The following is a 15,236-nucleotide window of genomic DNA, read 5'->3' as shown; positions in this document are numbered from 1 at the left end:
CTCCTGATTCTAATCGATGAACCATGTTATTGATGAATCGTGTAATGCCGTGCCGGCTCTACGGTTGCGGCAGTAAGCGCGTCAAGCCAATCCGGCCCGTATTTGGTCAAATAGGCGAATACGTTGTACACCCGTTCCTGCGGCTTGCCATGCGGCAGCAGCGACTGGCGAATACGCTCCCAGTGGCGGTGCGCCGCCTCAACTTGCGACAATTGGGCTTCCAGCGCGCGCGTCTTCAGAAAGTCGATCTGCTCGGCGATTTTGCCGGCGTTCGTTTCGCCCAGCTTGCCAAGCCCCGGATTGATGCCGGCGATCGTGCGCAGCAGCGGATCGTACATCGCCCGGAATTGCTCCCGCACGGCGTCGAACCGTTCCTCGAGCCCGAGTTTGTCTTGCTCGTGCTGCCAGGCGGTCTTGCGCTCCTCGAACCGATCGGCCACGTCTTCCAGCGTCAACGCGAATTTCTCCATCTGTCTGCCGATCGTGCCTTCCACGATTGTATACCCGCAACGCGGCAGCACGATCGGCTGCTGCAGCCCCGCCGCGGCAAACGCCGCTTTCGTCAGCGCCCAGTAGTTGATTTCGCCCGGCCCCAGCACTACATACAGCACAGGCAGCAAAAAATCCTGCATCAGCGGCCGCGTCATCACGTTATTGCTGAACCGCTCCGGGTTCGTCTCCGCCAGCGCGAGCAGTTCGTCCCTAGCGTATGTACGCGAACCTTTCTTGTCGCTGAGCATATCGCCTTTTCCGTGGAGCAGCTTCCGTTCCCCGTCTTCGCCGAACAGAAATAAATTGGCGGCATCGTCCGGCGCATCGGCCTGCGGCCTGGTCCCGAGCGAAGCCACTTCGGCATGCGCGGCGACAACGGCGGCGTTGATCGTTTCGTAACGCTCCAGCAGCAGCCGGAACATGCCGCTTTCCAGCCGGCGCACCTCCGGGTCGTCGGCATCGATCAGAATGAGACCGTGTTTGCCGAACAACCACGCCATGATGCGGCCGAACAACTCCGTCAGCGTCACCGACTGCCCAGCGAACGAACGCAGCCGTTCCATCAGCGCCGGCTTGAATTCCGTCGGCATCAGCAAGTCGTCGAGCTGCTGCAGCGCCTCGCTCCAGTCGGCAATCGCCGTACGGCTGACGGCGCCGCGCGCCCCGCCCGGATGATCGACTTTGATTTTGCGAATCGCCAGTTGCCCATCCAGCACATGAATATGGTTCGCTTCTTCAAAATCGTGATCCTCGCCCGCAATCCAGAACACCGGCACCACCGGCCGGCCCAGGCGACGTTCGGCTTGCTGCGCGGCTTGCACGATCGAAATCGCCTTATAGACCACTAGCAGCGGGCCGGTAAACAACACTGCCTGTTGGCCGCCCGCTACGCATAACGTCCGATTGTCCCGCAGCCGTTCGATCGTGGCGAGCGTCTCCGGCGAACCGCCCAGCTTCTCATTATAAGAGCGAAGCGCATCCGCCAGCCGTCCGCGATCGGCTGCGGTGCGAGGACCGTCGAGCCAGCGGGCGCGTATTTCCAGAGCCGAGTCGTCGGCATAATGATACTCGAACATGGAGCGAACTGCCGTTTCCCCTGCGTCATAGCGCGCGGCTACGGACGGTTTCGCCGCCGCGTCGTAATGTTCCAATCTCATCTGCCAGCCCTCCCCGTTCCTGTTGCGCACAAGCAAATGCTGTAATTGATTGTACACACCGGGAGAAGCGGAGTCAAAAGAAACGGGCAGTCGGATCGCAAGTCCGGCGGCACGGAAAGGAGCGGCCGCAACAGCAGGCGGTCGCAAGGCAGCAGGGAATCGGCCTGCATCAGGTGGAGGCAACGACCGACTGGACGATGCCGACGAGCAGCAGCAGCACGTAGAGCAGCGCCAGCACAAAAAAACCAAAACGGACGACCACGGTCAACAGCCGGCGGACATTCACCTGCCCGCGCACCTTGTTCTGCTGTCGGCCGATGAAACCGGCAAATAGCAAAAGCAGCAGCACAACGACCCAGAATCCGGCCGTCGAACCGGTTACTTTGCGGAACAATATCGATACCGAACCGATCAAAAACAGCGTCGTCACGTCCATCGCGAGCCGCATGGCGCGGCGTTTGTCCCGCTTGCGCCAATAAACGATCGCATAAACCGCGATAAAAGGCACAAAAGGCAACAAGGCCATCGCCGCATAAACGTGCGCCAATCCGTTCCAAAGTGCGTGCAACCCGTTCACCGCTTTCCGTCCGCTTCGGGTGCCGGTTCAAGGCGTGTCCGAGAACCCCGAGGACAGCAGATTTGGCCGAATTTTCGTTCCATGCAGGCAGTTTTGCAGGCGTACCGGAGGTGCATCAAACCAAAGCAACGAAGCTGGGGGCAAAAAGGCGGTGAAAGATGCCACTAAGCGGGTTTTCTGTCACTCCCTGGGCGCCGGCCGCGCTTCCAACGCCTTGACGAGCCGGTATATCGTGCGCAGCGCCGGGACGGCTTCGCCGCGCGCCTCCGCTTCGCGGAGCAATTCGCCGACGATCCAATCGATTTCCGTCGCTCTTCCTTCCTCTATGTCGCGCAGCATCGACGAACGGTTGTCCGCCGTACGCCGGCATACGTCCAGCAGCCGCTCCCACGCATCGGGAGCCGGCTCGTAGCCGCAAGCCCGCATTACTGCCGAAGCTTCGGCATGCAGCGTTCGCATCAGTTCCTCCGCATGCGGCAGTTGCGGCAATTGCCCGTTGGTGACGCCGAGTATGGCGGTAAGCGGATTGATAACGGCGCTGACAAGCAATTTATTCCATAGGATAACATGAATAGGGTTCGACACGGCGGCGTCGAATCCTGCCGAATGCAGCGCGGAAACAAGCTTTTTTTCCGCCTCTTCCGCTTGTGGCGCCCCGTCCGCAGCCGGCGTTTCGGCAGCCGCACGACCGAACAGCGTCACGCCGCTGCCGGTATGCCGCACCTCCGTCGCCGACAGCCGGCGCGCGCCTTCCGTTGTCGTAGCGGCGTACAGCCGCGATGGCGGCACGCTGGCGGACAACCGCTCCAGATGGCCGATGCCGTTCTGCAGGCAGAGCACCCGCGTCTGTGCGCCGAGCATACCGCCAATCAACGCGGCAAACGCGGCGTCGATATCGCCTTGTTTAACGGCCAGCAGCAGCCAGTCCGGCTTGTCCGCTTGCGCCGCCGCTTCTTCCGGCGTCAGAGCCGCCAGTCCGGCGGGTCCGCCGCCTTGAACGGTAATGCCGGCTTGCGCCAACGCATCGCGCTGCTCCCGCGATCGCGCAACAATCGCGCAGCGCAAGCCGTCGCTCACTGCCGCCAGCTTGCCGGCAAACAGCAGGCCGATCGAACCGCCGCCGACGATTTGGATGAACAAGCCGCTTCCTCCTCCGTTGCCAACGTTTGGATCAATAAAAAGCATTATAACATACCGCGCAACGTAAAAACCCGAGTCGGATCGCTCCGCGCTCGGGTTTTGCCTTTTGCAGCTATTCGATTCGCTCCAAATTGCCGTTCGCATCCATTTTGAACCGCGACCGCGTTTCCTCATCCTCTTCTACCAGAAACGCCAATTTGCGGGCACGATCCATAATTTGAATCAGCGCCTTGTAATCGTCATTGACGACACGGTAGTCCGTTTCCACGTCGTTCACCTGGCGGCTCAGCCGCTCGTTTTCCCGCCGTGCCCGCTCCAGATCCTCGCGCGTCTCCGTCAGTTCCCGTTCGAGGTTGCGCGACTGCCGCGACAAGTCTTGTACCGTCATTTTCCATTGTCTTAAATACCGGATCACGCCGTCGATGGACAGCGCGTCTTCCATAACGCTGTCGCCGCGGAACGCGCCATTCTCGCCGAGATCGACCGTCGCCACCGACGCGATGCCTTGGCCTGACGATGCGGTCGTTTTTTTCAACTGGCTCCGCTTCTGCCGCTGTGCCTTGGCAATCTGAATCGCCGCTTCGTACCGCTTGCGCACGCAGCTGTTCCAGCGGAATCCGCAAGCCGCGGCGGTTCTCCCTATTCTTTCCCCTACCTCTTCGAAAGCGGATAACTGCGTGCTCCCATCGCGAATATGCCGAAGCGTAACCTCCGCCAAAATGAGATCATCATCGTCCGTCCAAGCGTCTTGCCTTACTGCCGACATTGCATTACCTCCCGCTACATAATGGAAAAGTTGGACATACGATTATGGGGCGCCCTGCGCGCGTACGTGTATGGTCGCCTTTTCTTCATTTTTATGCCCATACTAGAGTTCATAGAATATATTGGCTACTAATCGGTATTGCCATTTTTTCATGCGCTCATACATGTTCGAACCGGTTTCGGGAAAAACTAGCGTGCGAGGGGCAGCGAGCGGGAAAAGTTTTCGATTTCGTCACAAGTTGCACCGTTTACATGCCTTTCGCCAGACGGTATAATGAACGTTATAATGCAAGGTGGAAGATAAAAGCAACATTCGAGAGAGGGGGACACGGCCATGGCGCGTATGTATCGCGTGCTCGGGTTCTGGACGTTAATGATCGGCTTGATGGCGCTTGCGGGCGGCTTTGTGCCGATGGCGCTGTTATTCTTCTTCCAGACGGCGCTGTTCGGGCTGCTCGGTTACATGAAATTGTCGGAACGCACGTATATCGTGATGTTCTGGGGTTATATGCTGCTGGCGTTTACCGGCTTCACGTACTGGTCCTTCTTCCAGATGGACATCGTGTAAGCAACACAGAAGAGCCGTCCCGACTTCCGTCGGGGCGGCTTTTTTTCGTACTAAAACATTCATATAGGCGAAAAATCATACAGAATGAGTAGCTTCCGCACCCCATCCATCGTTTATGCTCGAAAAATCATCCATAATGAGTAGCCCCTGCCCCCAACCCAACGATTATGTTCGAAAAATTATATAGAATGAGTCGCGCCGCACCCATAAGCGCGTCATTCCCCCCGCTTCTTTTGAATCAGCACCTTAAACGATTCGCTCATCCGGTCGCTGAGCAGCAATTGCCGGATCGCACGATTGCGCCGCGCCGCCGGGCTGAACGGGTCGCGCCCGTCGTGATCCCGCAGTAAGTCGAGCAGTCCGCCGCCTTCGAGGAACGCGCGCTGCGTCTGCAGCGTCCACTCGTCAACGCCGGCGTCGATGCCGGCGGCAACGCACGCCGTAAAATCGACATGGGCGGTCATGTCCTGTTCACCAGGCGCAACATAAGGATCGTCGTGCGCCAGATGCCGGCGATAGCAAAGCAGCGTGCCGTTCATCCGGTGCGGCGCGTACAGCTCGTCCGCCGTATCGCCGTAATCGATCGTCACGAGATGGCCGCAGGCGATGCGCCCGAGCACCGCCTCGATCCATGCCGGCGCCGCCAGGTTGATGTCGGCCGTCTGGCCGTCGGCCAGCGCGATACCGTGACGCTCGAGATAACGCGGCAGCCGCTCGTCCTCGCACGGCAACTCGCGCTCCGCGAAGCGGCCGTCCGCTTCGTCCCAACCGACATACAGCTCGCAGAGCGTGTCGCCGCGGCGGCGGACGCGATGCACGGGGAACGCGTCCAGCAATTCGTTGGCGTATACGATCGTGCGCATGCCGTCGCGCTCCCGTTGCCACTCGCCGCCGTCCGCAAAACGCAGCTTGGCCGCATGGCGCTCAAGCTGTGCCAACATCACGCTGCGATGCGTAGGGCTCGACTCGATCGCCGTAAACGATAGCCGCCCATACACATCGCCATAACCGGTTTGCAGCGCATCCAGCGTCTGTGCCGCCAGCGCGCCGGTGCCGCCTCCCCATTCCACGAGCGACAGCGGCTCGTTTCCGTCGCCGGCCAGCCGGGCGATCCAGGCGGCCAACGCCAGCCCCATCACCCCGCCGACCGAAGCGCTCGTATAAAAATCGCCCTCTTTGCCGATCTTGACGGCGGGTCGATTGTAGTAGCCAATCTCCGGCTCGTACAAACAGCGCTGCATATAGTCGCGAAATGGTATCGCTTGCCGCGGGCTGTCTGCCATTTCTCGCTTCAACAAAGCCGTTAGCGGCGCTTCCGCCGCATGCCCACTGCGCATGGTACCCTCCCTTTCCCATGAAAACGCGCTTGAAAACGCGTCGAAACGCGGAAGACAAACAACGGGGAACACGTTATAATAGAGCATACGCCATTGACATGTCGGAACGCAATAAAGGAGCTTCGAGTATCTTATGAACAAATCGATCGTGCTTGCCGCCGTTTTGGCCGTTTCTTTGCTGGCCGGCTGCCGGAACGGCGATGGAACCGCCAAGCAGGATGTGTTGTCGGCGCTTGGCCGCCAAGCGGAAATGAACAACTATCGCTTCTCCGGCGATGCCGAGTTGAAACTGGGCAACCTGCCGCAGCAAAACGGGCTGAACGCGGTAACGACGAGCCTGATGACCATGTTTCTCGGCGGCAAGCTGGAATGGAACGGGGTAACCGGCGATTCGCCGCTGCGCCTCGAAGCGACCGTCAAATCGACTCCGGCCGGAAGTTCGACCGCCTTGGAGCTGCCGATCCTTTTTCAGGACAACAAGCTTTATGTCAACATACCGCTGTTGAACAAAAAGGACGAATACTACGTCCTTGGGGCCGATCAGCTTGGCTCCGCGGGGGCGGGCGCGCTGCAAAGCTTGCCGAGAATCGCCGCCGACGCCTCGCGCCTGCTCGCGGACGCCATCGACGCGAAGTCGTTCAAGGAAGCGAAGGAACAGGTCACGCTTAAGGATGGCACGCAAGCGAAACGGGTAACGCTCGACATCACCGCCAAAAACAAGGACGCCGTATCGACGGCCGTTTCCGCCAAGTGGCCGGCGTTCGTCGATTCGCTGAAGAGCGGAGGGCTGCTGACAAACGCGCAGGCCGATCAGCTCAAGGCGGAAGCGAACGTGCAATTGGCCGCGGGCGATCAACTGGCGGCAACCATCGATGCGGACGGTTTTATTCGCGAACTGCTCGTGAAGGTCGCCTTTTCGACGGCTCAGGCGGGCGGAACGCCGCAATCGCGCGAAATTAACCTGCATGCCTACTACGATCAAATCAACCGGAACCCGGCGTTCGAAAAAGAGGTCCCGAAAACGACGAAACCGTTTGACGATGTGCTGAAGGCGCTGAAGCCGCAAGCCAAATGACGGCAACCGGCCATCATCCGTTCGCGGGACAGTCATGTTCGCTTTTGTTGTCCCATATGCTTAGCATAGACGAATTTTCCATACAAGGAGCAGGCCGATCATGAAAAGAGTCGCGCGTGTTGCGCTCGTTTGCCTGTCCGCATGCCTGCTTCTAATCGCCGGAGCGTCATGGGGGGCGGCGGACTCCTCCCTAGAAGAAACGAAACAGCTGCTGCAAAAAGGGCTTACGCTCGCGCAAATCGATCAGGAAATCGACCGGCTGACCCAGCAGGAAACGCAAGTCGCCGCCCAACTGGATCGCGCCGGTACACAAATCGCCGAAAAGGACGTTCAGGTCGCGGACACCCGCGAACACGCCGGCAAAGTGCTTCGCGCCTATTACATGGGCGACCGCCCGTCGATGTGGACGCTCGTCTTCTCTTCCAAATCGTTTGCCGACGCGATCGCCGTCATCCAGTACATGAGCATGGTCATCGAAAACGACCAGCGCACGTTGGGGGCTTATCAGACTTCTTATCAGGAGCTGAAGCAACTGCAGGCGAAACTGCTCGCCACGCAAACCGAGCTGAAGAGCGTCAAAGCCGAATTTATCGCCCAGCGCGACCGCCAAGTCGCGTTGCAGCAGGAGTTGGAAGCCCAACTGGCGGCGCAGCCGGAAGTGAAGGAGCAGATCGACAAGCTGACGAACGATTGGAAAACGATCGGCGTCCCGATGTTCCGCAAATACTTTCAGGGCATTTCGGAAGCGATGGGGAGCTTGCCGGTCTTGAACTACTTGAAACTGAATTCGCTGACGAAGTATACCTTCCAAATTACCGATCAGCAGTTGGGCGACTTTTTCCGCTCGCAGAACGCGATTTTCAACAATGTTGCGTTCCGCTTCGACCACAACCGGTTTATCGTTTCCGGGGCGGACAACGGCACGAAACTGGCAATCGAAGGCCATTACGAAGTGATTGAATCGCCGAACCGGCTCAAGTTCGTTGTCGACCAACTCGGCTTCAACGACCTGACGCTCGACTATACGTTCAACCGTTCGCTTGAAGAAGAATTCGATCTCGGTTTCAATCCGGAGAAATATTTGGCCGGCGCCAAAGCGACCGCCGTGACTATGCAGGACGGCAAGCTGACGATCGACATCGAGTATTCGAAACCCAAACCGACCCCAACGCCAAGCGTCACACTAAATACTCCCAACAAGCCTTGACCGGCTTGTCGGGCGTTTTATTGTTGCTGACTCTTGATTGAAATATATATTCATGCTCACCGCTCCGCATCCAAACGGCCGATTTGCTCCAGCGTCAATCCGGTCATCTCCGCCACAAAATCGTGGTTCATCCCGCTTTTCAGCAGCTTGACGGCGATTTCCGTTTTGCCTTCCTCCCGGCCTTCCTTCCGGCTGCCTGCCATCGAAGAATTCCAATCGCGGATCGCCCGCTCCCGCGCCTCCGCCAGCTCCCTTGCCAGCGGATCGTCGCTCAGTTGCTCCAGCCTCGCTTCCGTCTTTTCGATCATGCTGTCCATTGCCATCAGCTCCTTCAACTCGTCTTCGCCCAACTGGTCATCCATGAACATCAGCCAGCGATGGAGCGGGTTGCGCTTGTCCTTCGGCGTCTGTTCAAACTTCGGAAATTCGATGAAATGCAGCTCCATGACGTCAGTCAACAGCGCATGCGGCGTCACGTCGTCCCGCAAATGAAACGTATGATGAAAACGATCCGATGATGCGAGCAGCCGGAAATTAAGCAAATTGATCGCGATCGTTTTGCGCAGCACCTCGTAGTCCTGGCCCGCTTTGATGGAGCGGGTAAATAGCTTAGCTGCATAAAAGATCGTCCGCGGAATCATGTTGTACGGGTTCGCTACCTGCATTTCGACGTTCACCTGCTCGCCGCTTGCAAGCTCGGCCAAAATATCGAGACTGCCCAGCTTATCCTCCGGCCGCCAGCGATCCAGCGTCCGGTTCTCGATCACGACAATCTCCGCAATCGGTTCCCGGCCGTCCTGCCGCAGAATCGCGTTGAGCAAAGCTTTCAAGCTGTCGCGGGAATCGGGTTCCCCGAACAACTTGCCAAATACAAAATCGTTTTTCGGTTTTAAACTTCCTCTCGCCGACAGCTACTTGACGCTCGGCTTCGCACTGGCGCTGGCGCCAACGCCGGGCAGCTTTCCCGGCGTGCTGCCGGCCGATGGCGTAGGCGTCGGCGACGCCGACGATCCGGACGGCTCTGAACTGCCGCCGGGAGTAGGCGTGGCCGTGTTTTTGTCCACTGCCGCCGTCCACAGCTTGGCCGCGCGCTCGCCGAACGTTTTGACGTCCGTTTCGCCCTTGTGCAGCCGCTCCAGCTCCGATTGCAGGGTGCTCAGCTTCTTCGCGTTTTCGGTATCGAACGGCAGCGATTTGCCGTTGCTGATTAGCCAATCGTACGAATGGAAATGCTCGTCGCCTCGCATGAGCGGCGTATTGTACACGGACAGTTGCGTCGGCAGCTTCTTCGTTTCGGTCCAGAGTTTCAGCTCGGCATCCGGCGACGTCACTTCCTTGATCCATTCGATCGCCGCCTTGGCGTCCGTGGAACGCGCGGCAATCGAGTAGCTGCGGCCGCCTAGCCAGACGCCTTTCAGCGGTCCTCCGCCTTGCGGCAGAGACGCGATCGCCACGCCGACGTTCTTGTGGCGGCCGTACTCGGAAATGGTCGTCACCATCGCGGCCATTTTGCCCGTCGCGAGCAAATCCCATGGCTGCCACACCGGTCCGTTCGCTGCCTGTGGAGCCGCTTGAAGCGCGGGATAATTCAGCGCATACTGCTTGGCGTCCCAGGCCGCATCCTGAGGCTCGAAGAACGACTCCATCGTCTTGACCGAAGCCGCTTCGCCCGCCTTCATCGTCGGCATCGCCGCTTCGCCCATCGTGCCGCCGAGCGCCGACAGCAGCGCCAGCATGGCGTTCGGATCGGTCGGATCGACGTAAATCCCGTACGTTCCCTGCTCCGGCTTCATCCAGCGCTTGTTCCAGCTCAGCATCTCCTCCGCCGTTGCCGGACCGCTGTCCGTCTTCAGCTCTTCGGCCGCCTTCTTGTTCCAAACGAGTATGTATGGGTCGACATCCTTCGGCACCCCCCACATATAACCGTTCCATTTCACCTGATTCATCACTTTTTCGATGCGCTGCGACGATTTTTCGCCGGTATAATATTCGTCTACGGGCTGCAGGAACCCGAGCGCCGCAAACTCGCTGATCCACGCGTTGTCGAGCAGCATCAGGTCGGGCGCCTCGCCGAGTTGGCTCGCCTTCTTCAGCCGCGCGTACGCTTCCTTCGCCGGCAGATTGTTCATTTGAACGGTGATGTCCGTGTGCGTTTCCATATATTTATCCGACAGCCTCTGCAGCGTGGCGAATTCGTCCGCCGCCATCGAAACGGCGATCGTCAGCGACTGGCCGGTGCTGCCCGGCGAGCGTTCGTTCGTCTTCTGCGTGCCTGCCGTTTTGTCCTCGCCGTCACCCGCTACTTGCTGGCTGCCCGATCCGGTGCATTGCGAGAGCAAAATCAGAGACAAGCCCAATATCGAAAAAAGCGCCAAAAAGCTTTTTTTCCTCGTCACGATCATGAGCACTCCTCTGTCCCCATATCGGCCCAGTCCAAAGAACCTCTTCCTACTATACCAAATATGAAGCGCTTTCGTCCTGCTATTTTTGTGAAATAACACACAAAATTGGCGAAACCCGCTTCCGCGCCGGGACGCGAAACGGGTTTCCACATGTCGTTACAAGATAATGCCAACCATGGCCAGCTGGAAGCGGGTGCCCTTGCTGTTGTCGCGGTTGCCGTGTACCACTTCGAGCTCCAAACGATGCTCGCCCGGGGCAAGCTGTTCGTTCAGCGTGCGCATCACGAACCAGCCGGAGTCGCCGCACCAGGCCGGCCTGTCGCTTTCGTACAAGGTCCATTCGCCGCCGTCGATGCGGTAGCGAAAATCGGCGGCAGTGTGGCCGAAATCGAGCCCGAGCGTAACGCCGCGTCCGGTAAAGGAGAAAGCGAGCCGAGCTCCGAGCGCCGACGTATCCAGACACTGATCGATCCATTCCAAATGCGGCCAGCGTCGCAGCACCCACGGTCCCTGGCGTTCCAGCCGCGCCAAATCGAGCCATTCCGTCCGCTCCCACGCTCCTTCGTGAAGCGGCGCGGGCAAGCGATCCGGCCATTCCCCGCCGACACTGTCCCGGTCGAGCTCGTCCGCCAAATAGCCGATCACGCTTTGGCCGTAGCTCAAGCTGCCGCGGCTTGTCGGGTGGAGGCCGTCGGGCAGCCATTCCTCCCAGCGCATCAATCCGCGCTGCACTTCGCGCAGCGCATGCATCCCCATCCAGACGGAACCGATGCCGTAATGGTCCGCAAGCAGTTCGAAATCGGCGATCGACTGCGGCACACGGCCATTCGTCATATCGTCGTACATCGGCTGGTTGTACGTATAAACGATCACGACGTCACGCTTGCCTTCCGCCAGCAGCTTGCGCAGCAAACCTTCGCGGGTACGCGCCCTTCGCCCGGCTTCCACACCGTAATCATTCACAGCATATTCCACGAAAACGAGGTCGCAGTCCCGGGCCATAATGTCGCGCTCCACCCGATACACGGCGGATTCGCTGCCGGTAGCGCCGATAGCGGCGTTCTCCACTTGAATAAGCGCGTCCGGGTAACGGTCCGCTAGCCAGGCGATAACCGGCTCGGGCCAGTTGTGGCGAGGGCGCGCGTCCGTAATCGAGCCGCCGAGGAATCCGACGGTAAGCTTGCCTTGCGCCAGCTTGCGGCACGTGACCGACAATGGGGTACGATGGTTGACGATATCCAAGCGAATGGACACTCCTTCATGGGAAATTAGAGGCTCTCCCGCTACTTTAACCGATCCGGTACGACCTGCCAATACCCTGCGCCGCAATTGACGCGCATTAGCCCCGCGCTTGCAACGGCCGGCCGGTTGGCGTAAGCTGGATTCGAATGGAATGGGAAAAAGGGAAAGGACGTCCTCACATGGAACGCAAAATCGGACTCGACATGCAGCTGCCGGAAGGCAAACAACCGGGCTTCTACGCCCAGATCGTCAAGGGACTGGCCGACAAAACGATGCTGTTCGACCGCGACAAGGAGTTGCTCGTCGTAGGCGACGAGCGGGAATACGATGCTGCGCTTGAGGTGCTGCAGCATTACAAGGTACCGGCGGATCGCCTTGAACTGCTGCTGTTGCCGGAGGGAGCGCAGCTGTACGGCTTGTTCGCCGATTACGGCTTCTCCAGCCGCTCCGAACGCCACTACCTGTACGAACACCTCGTATGGCCGTTTGCACTCGTGGTGCCGGATCGCGCCGCTTCCGCGGAGCCGAAACAGGCGCTCCTCCAGATGGAAGAGCACCTGATCGCTTCCTATGACGGCAGCAACGGCCAAACGGTGCTGGTGACGGATCGCGAATTCACCGAGTTGATGGAACGAATCGCCCGCGCTTACGGCTGCGGCGTCGCGACGCCGGCCTAATCGGCCAGGGGAAACGCCGCACCCGCCGCAAGCCTTTACAGCAGATCGGCCGCCAATTGCGCCAGCTTCGACCGTTCCCCTTTCTCCAGCGTAATGTGCCCGCTAATGCCTTGCTCCTTGAACCGCTCGACAACATACGTCAATCCGTTGCTCGAGGCGTCCAGATACGGATGATCGATTTGCTCCGGATCGCCCATCAGCACAATTTTGCTTCCTTCGCCGACGCGAGAAACGATCGTTTTAACTTCATGGCGAGACAAGTTTTGCGCTTCGTCGATAATGATGAATTGGCCCGGGATCGACCGCCCGCGAATATAAGTGAGCGCCTCGACTTGAATGCTGCCGAGACCGGCCAATATTTTATCGATGTCGCCCGGCTTTTTCGTATCGAAGAGGAACTCAAGGTTGTCGTAGATCGGCTGCATCCACGGCCGCAGCTTCTCCTCCTTCTCCCCCGGCAAATAACCGATATCTTTGCCCATCGGCACGACAGGTCTTGCAATCAGCAGCTTTTTGTACTTGTGCTCGTCTTCGATTTTCATCAGACCTGCCGCCAGCGCCAGCAGAGTTTTGCCCGTGCCCGCTTTGCCCGTCATGGTCACGAGCGGAATATCGTCGTTCAGCAGCAGCTCCAGCGCCATCCGCTGCTGTGCGTTGCGCGCTCCGATGCCCCAAATCGGTTCGTTGCTGAGGAAGAGCGGCTCCAGCCGTTTGCCGTCCGCGCTCACCTTGAGCAGCGCCGACTTGGAGGTGCCAAGCTCGTCGCGCAGAATCACGAACTCGTGCGGGTGCAGCTTGTAGCCGAGATGCAGGCTGTTCGTGCCGAGAAAGCGGTACGAATAAAATTCGTCGATGATGCCCGGGTGCACCTGCAGCGTTACGCAGCCCCCGTACAGATCCGGGAGCGACACGACCCGGTCGTTCATATAGTCTTGCGCCGTAATACCGAGCACGTCGGCCTTGATGCGGACCAGCGTATCTTTGCTGACCAGGATGACAGGTCTCGGCTCCGGTTTGTCCTGCTCTTCGTTGACATAATTAAGCGCCACCGCCAGGATCCGGTTGTCGTTCGTCATTTCCCCGAACACGTCCTGCATGCGGACGAAACTGCGATGGTTGAGCTCCACCTTGATATGCCCGCCATTTTCCAGCTCCACGCCGTCCTGCAGCTTGCCTTGCGCGCGGAAGCCGTCCAGCAGCCGCGAGACGTAACGGGCGTTGCGGCCGATTTCGTCCGCCAGCCGTTTTTTCGAATCGATCTCCTCCAGCACAATCGCCGGAATGACCACGTCATTGTCTTCAAACGCATAAACGGCATTCGGGTCCTGCAGCAGCACATTCGTATCCAGCACATATATTTTTTTCATCCCAAGGTCCCCTCCACGTCAGATGTCGCTTGCGCAGCGGCTATACATAGCGAATGAAATGTCAGGATAAACTAGGGTCATGCCACGGTTCGGTTCCGCAGCAACGGAACGGACCGGAAAGGAGAGTCGCGATGAAGCTTCTTGTTTGGATCGCCGCCGCCGCGCTGCTGTTAGCCTCATGCGGCAAATCGGCTCATAACGGCACTTCTCCCTCCACTCGCGCCCAGCAATACGGAGGGCAAGTCAAAGTGCAGCAAACGATGCCCGATACGAGCGGCCGGCCGGATCAAGTCGCCGCGCATCTGGAGGCGCTCGCCGCCAGCATTCCGCAAGTGGAAAGCGCGCATTGCGTAATGTTCGGCAACTACGCCGTCGTTGGCATCAACGTTGCGCCGAACGCGGATCGCGCACGCGTCGACACGATCAAATATTCCGTCGCCGAGGCGCTGCGCAAAGATCCCGACGGCGCGAACGCCATCGTCACCGCAGACATGGACCTGGATCGCCGGATCGCGCAAATCGCCGAACATGTTCGCGCCGGGCATCCCGTTTCGGGTTTTGCCGACGAAATGGGCAAAATCATCGGCCGCATCATCCCGCAGCTGCCGAAAGACGTCGTACCGCGCAACGAGCAGGCGCCGGCGCAGACGGAGAATCAACAAAATTACACCAGCCAGAACCTGTGAGATCCGGCGAGATCCGGCGAGGCGAATCGCCCGCAAAAAACGGCAAAAGCCTAATCTGCATCGCAGACTTAGGCTTTTTTCATCGCTTCGAACACTTGTCCGTCCAATTTCTCGGCGGCGCGTTTGTCGTATGTCTTCTCATATTCGGGGGTGACGCTGATGCGCGAACCGTAGAACATGGCGTCGCGTACCGCATCCACTTCAATGTCGACGCATGCGAGCTTGAACGGCACGCCGTCCATCGCATCGGTTACGATCGAAGCACGGCCGTACACGGCATGTACGGAGCCGGCGCCGAAGAACGCCACGTTGACGAGCGGATTGTTGCGGACGTTCGTCAAAATCCGCGAACGCTGGTCGATTGCAAACCGCAGCTTGGACGGGCTGTCCGCATACACCCACGAAATCGCGCTCGTGCTCGGAGAGCCGGATTCCGCGTCGACGGTGCTCAGCAGCACGAACGCTTCCTTCTGCAAAACCGCGATGAGCTGCTCAGGTAAAGCTGTTATGGTTTCCGCCATCCAACCTTGGCCTCCTCGCCTTG

Annotated in this window: 15 protein-coding genes; 5 read left to right on the top strand and 10 right to left on the bottom strand. The window is 59.1% G+C overall.

Annotated features, from left to right (window positions below):
• Positions 1-26: 26 nt before the first annotated feature.
• The 4 genes from bshC to EXY20_RS01375 all read right to left on the bottom strand — a co-directional run bounded on the left by bshC (position 27) and on the right by EXY20_RS01375 (position 4,132).
• Positions 27-1,649, bottom strand: coding sequence for a bacillithiol biosynthesis cysteine-adding enzyme BshC (gene bshC / locus EXY20_RS01390; protein WP_135546844.1), 1,623 nt, complete (start codon positions 1,647-1,649; stop codon positions 27-29).
• Positions 1,650-1,818: 169 nt separating this feature from the next.
• Complete coding sequence (locus tag EXY20_RS01385) at positions 1,819-2,226, bottom strand: DUF3397 domain-containing protein (RefSeq protein WP_235885304.1); 408 nt, start codon at positions 2,224-2,226, stop codon at positions 1,819-1,821.
• Between the two features lie 180 nt (positions 2,227-2,406).
• Positions 2,407-3,366, bottom strand: a complete 960-nt coding sequence (locus EXY20_RS01380; protein ID WP_167858929.1) for a ketopantoate reductase family protein — start codon at positions 3,364-3,366, stop codon at positions 2,407-2,409.
• Positions 3,367-3,478: 112 nt separating this feature from the next.
• Positions 3,479-4,132, bottom strand: a complete 654-nt coding sequence (locus EXY20_RS01375) for an RsfA family transcriptional regulator (protein ID WP_135546840.1) — start codon at positions 4,130-4,132, stop codon at positions 3,479-3,481.
• 333 nt (positions 4,133-4,465) lie between these two features.
• Here EXY20_RS01375 and EXY20_RS01370 point away from each other — a divergent pair, with 333 nt between their 5' ends.
• Positions 4,466-4,699, top strand: a complete 234-nt coding sequence (locus EXY20_RS01370; protein WP_135546838.1) for a DUF2626 family protein — start codon at positions 4,466-4,468, stop codon at positions 4,697-4,699.
• 215 nt (positions 4,700-4,914) lie between these two features.
• On the opposite strand, the gene EXY20_RS01365 is transcribed toward EXY20_RS01370, so the two are convergent.
• Complete coding sequence (locus EXY20_RS01365) at positions 4,915-6,036, bottom strand: class I SAM-dependent methyltransferase (RefSeq protein WP_135546836.1); 1,122 nt, start codon at positions 6,034-6,036, stop codon at positions 4,915-4,917.
• Positions 6,037-6,169: 133 nt separating this feature from the next.
• Between EXY20_RS01365 and EXY20_RS01360 the strand changes: the two genes are divergently transcribed.
• Complete coding sequence (locus EXY20_RS01360; protein ID WP_135546834.1) at positions 6,170-7,111, top strand: hypothetical protein; 942 nt, start codon at positions 6,170-6,172, stop codon at positions 7,109-7,111.
• Positions 7,112-7,211: 100 nt separating this feature from the next.
• Complete coding sequence (locus EXY20_RS01355; RefSeq protein ID WP_135546832.1) at positions 7,212-8,318, top strand: coiled-coil domain-containing protein; 1,107 nt, start codon at positions 7,212-7,214, stop codon at positions 8,316-8,318.
• A 56-nt stretch (positions 8,319-8,374) separates the two neighbouring features.
• Here EXY20_RS01355 and EXY20_RS01350 read toward each other — a convergent pair whose 3' ends face one another.
• From EXY20_RS01350 to EXY20_RS01340, 3 genes are all read right to left on the bottom strand, one after another.
• Positions 8,375-9,229 (bottom strand): Rpn family recombination-promoting nuclease/putative transposase, encoded by an 855-nt coding sequence (locus EXY20_RS01350; protein WP_135546830.1) that lies wholly within the window; start codon positions 9,227-9,229, stop codon positions 8,375-8,377.
• Entirely contained in the window at positions 9,230-10,714 is a 1,485-nt protein-coding gene (locus EXY20_RS01345; protein ID WP_167858927.1) for an extracellular solute-binding protein, read from the bottom strand. It lies immediately after the preceding gene.
• Positions 10,715-10,876: 162 nt separating this feature from the next.
• Complete coding sequence (locus tag EXY20_RS01340) at positions 10,877-11,962, bottom strand: SGNH/GDSL hydrolase family protein (RefSeq protein WP_167858926.1); 1,086 nt, start codon at positions 11,960-11,962, stop codon at positions 10,877-10,879.
• Positions 11,963-12,141: 179 nt separating this feature from the next.
• Here EXY20_RS01340 and EXY20_RS01335 point away from each other — a divergent pair, with 179 nt between their 5' ends.
• Positions 12,142-12,639 carry a hypothetical protein gene (locus EXY20_RS01335; RefSeq protein WP_135546824.1) on the top strand — a complete coding sequence of 166 codons (498 nt, stop codon included), beginning with the start codon at positions 12,142-12,144 and terminating at the stop codon, positions 12,637-12,639.
• A 35-nt stretch (positions 12,640-12,674) separates the two neighbouring features.
• Here the strand turns inward: EXY20_RS01335 and EXY20_RS01330 are convergent, their stop codons facing one another.
• Positions 12,675-14,006: a PhoH family protein gene (locus EXY20_RS01330; protein WP_135546822.1), complete on the bottom strand. Its 1,332-nt coding sequence runs from the start codon at positions 14,004-14,006 to the stop codon at positions 12,675-12,677.
• Between the two features lie 131 nt (positions 14,007-14,137).
• Between EXY20_RS01330 and EXY20_RS01325 the strand changes: the two genes are divergently transcribed.
• Positions 14,138-14,692: a YhcN/YlaJ family sporulation lipoprotein gene (locus EXY20_RS01325; RefSeq protein WP_135546820.1), complete on the top strand. Its 555-nt coding sequence runs from the start codon at positions 14,138-14,140 to the stop codon at positions 14,690-14,692.
• A gap of 68 nt (positions 14,693-14,760) precedes the next feature.
• Here the strand turns inward: EXY20_RS01325 and EXY20_RS01320 are convergent, their stop codons facing one another.
• Positions 14,761-15,213 carry a pyridoxamine 5'-phosphate oxidase family protein gene (locus EXY20_RS01320; RefSeq protein WP_135546818.1) on the bottom strand — a complete coding sequence of 151 codons (453 nt, stop codon included), beginning with the start codon at positions 15,211-15,213 and terminating at the stop codon, positions 14,761-14,763.
• Positions 15,214-15,236: the final 23 nt, after the last annotated feature.

Source organism: Paenibacillus cymbidii, from assembly GCF_004764705.1.
In the GTDB taxonomy this organism is placed as follows: Bacteria; Bacillota; Bacilli; order Paenibacillales; family NBRC-103111; genus Paenibacillus_AN; species Paenibacillus_AN cymbidii.
This window is presented reverse-complemented; position numbering and strand designations above follow the sequence as displayed.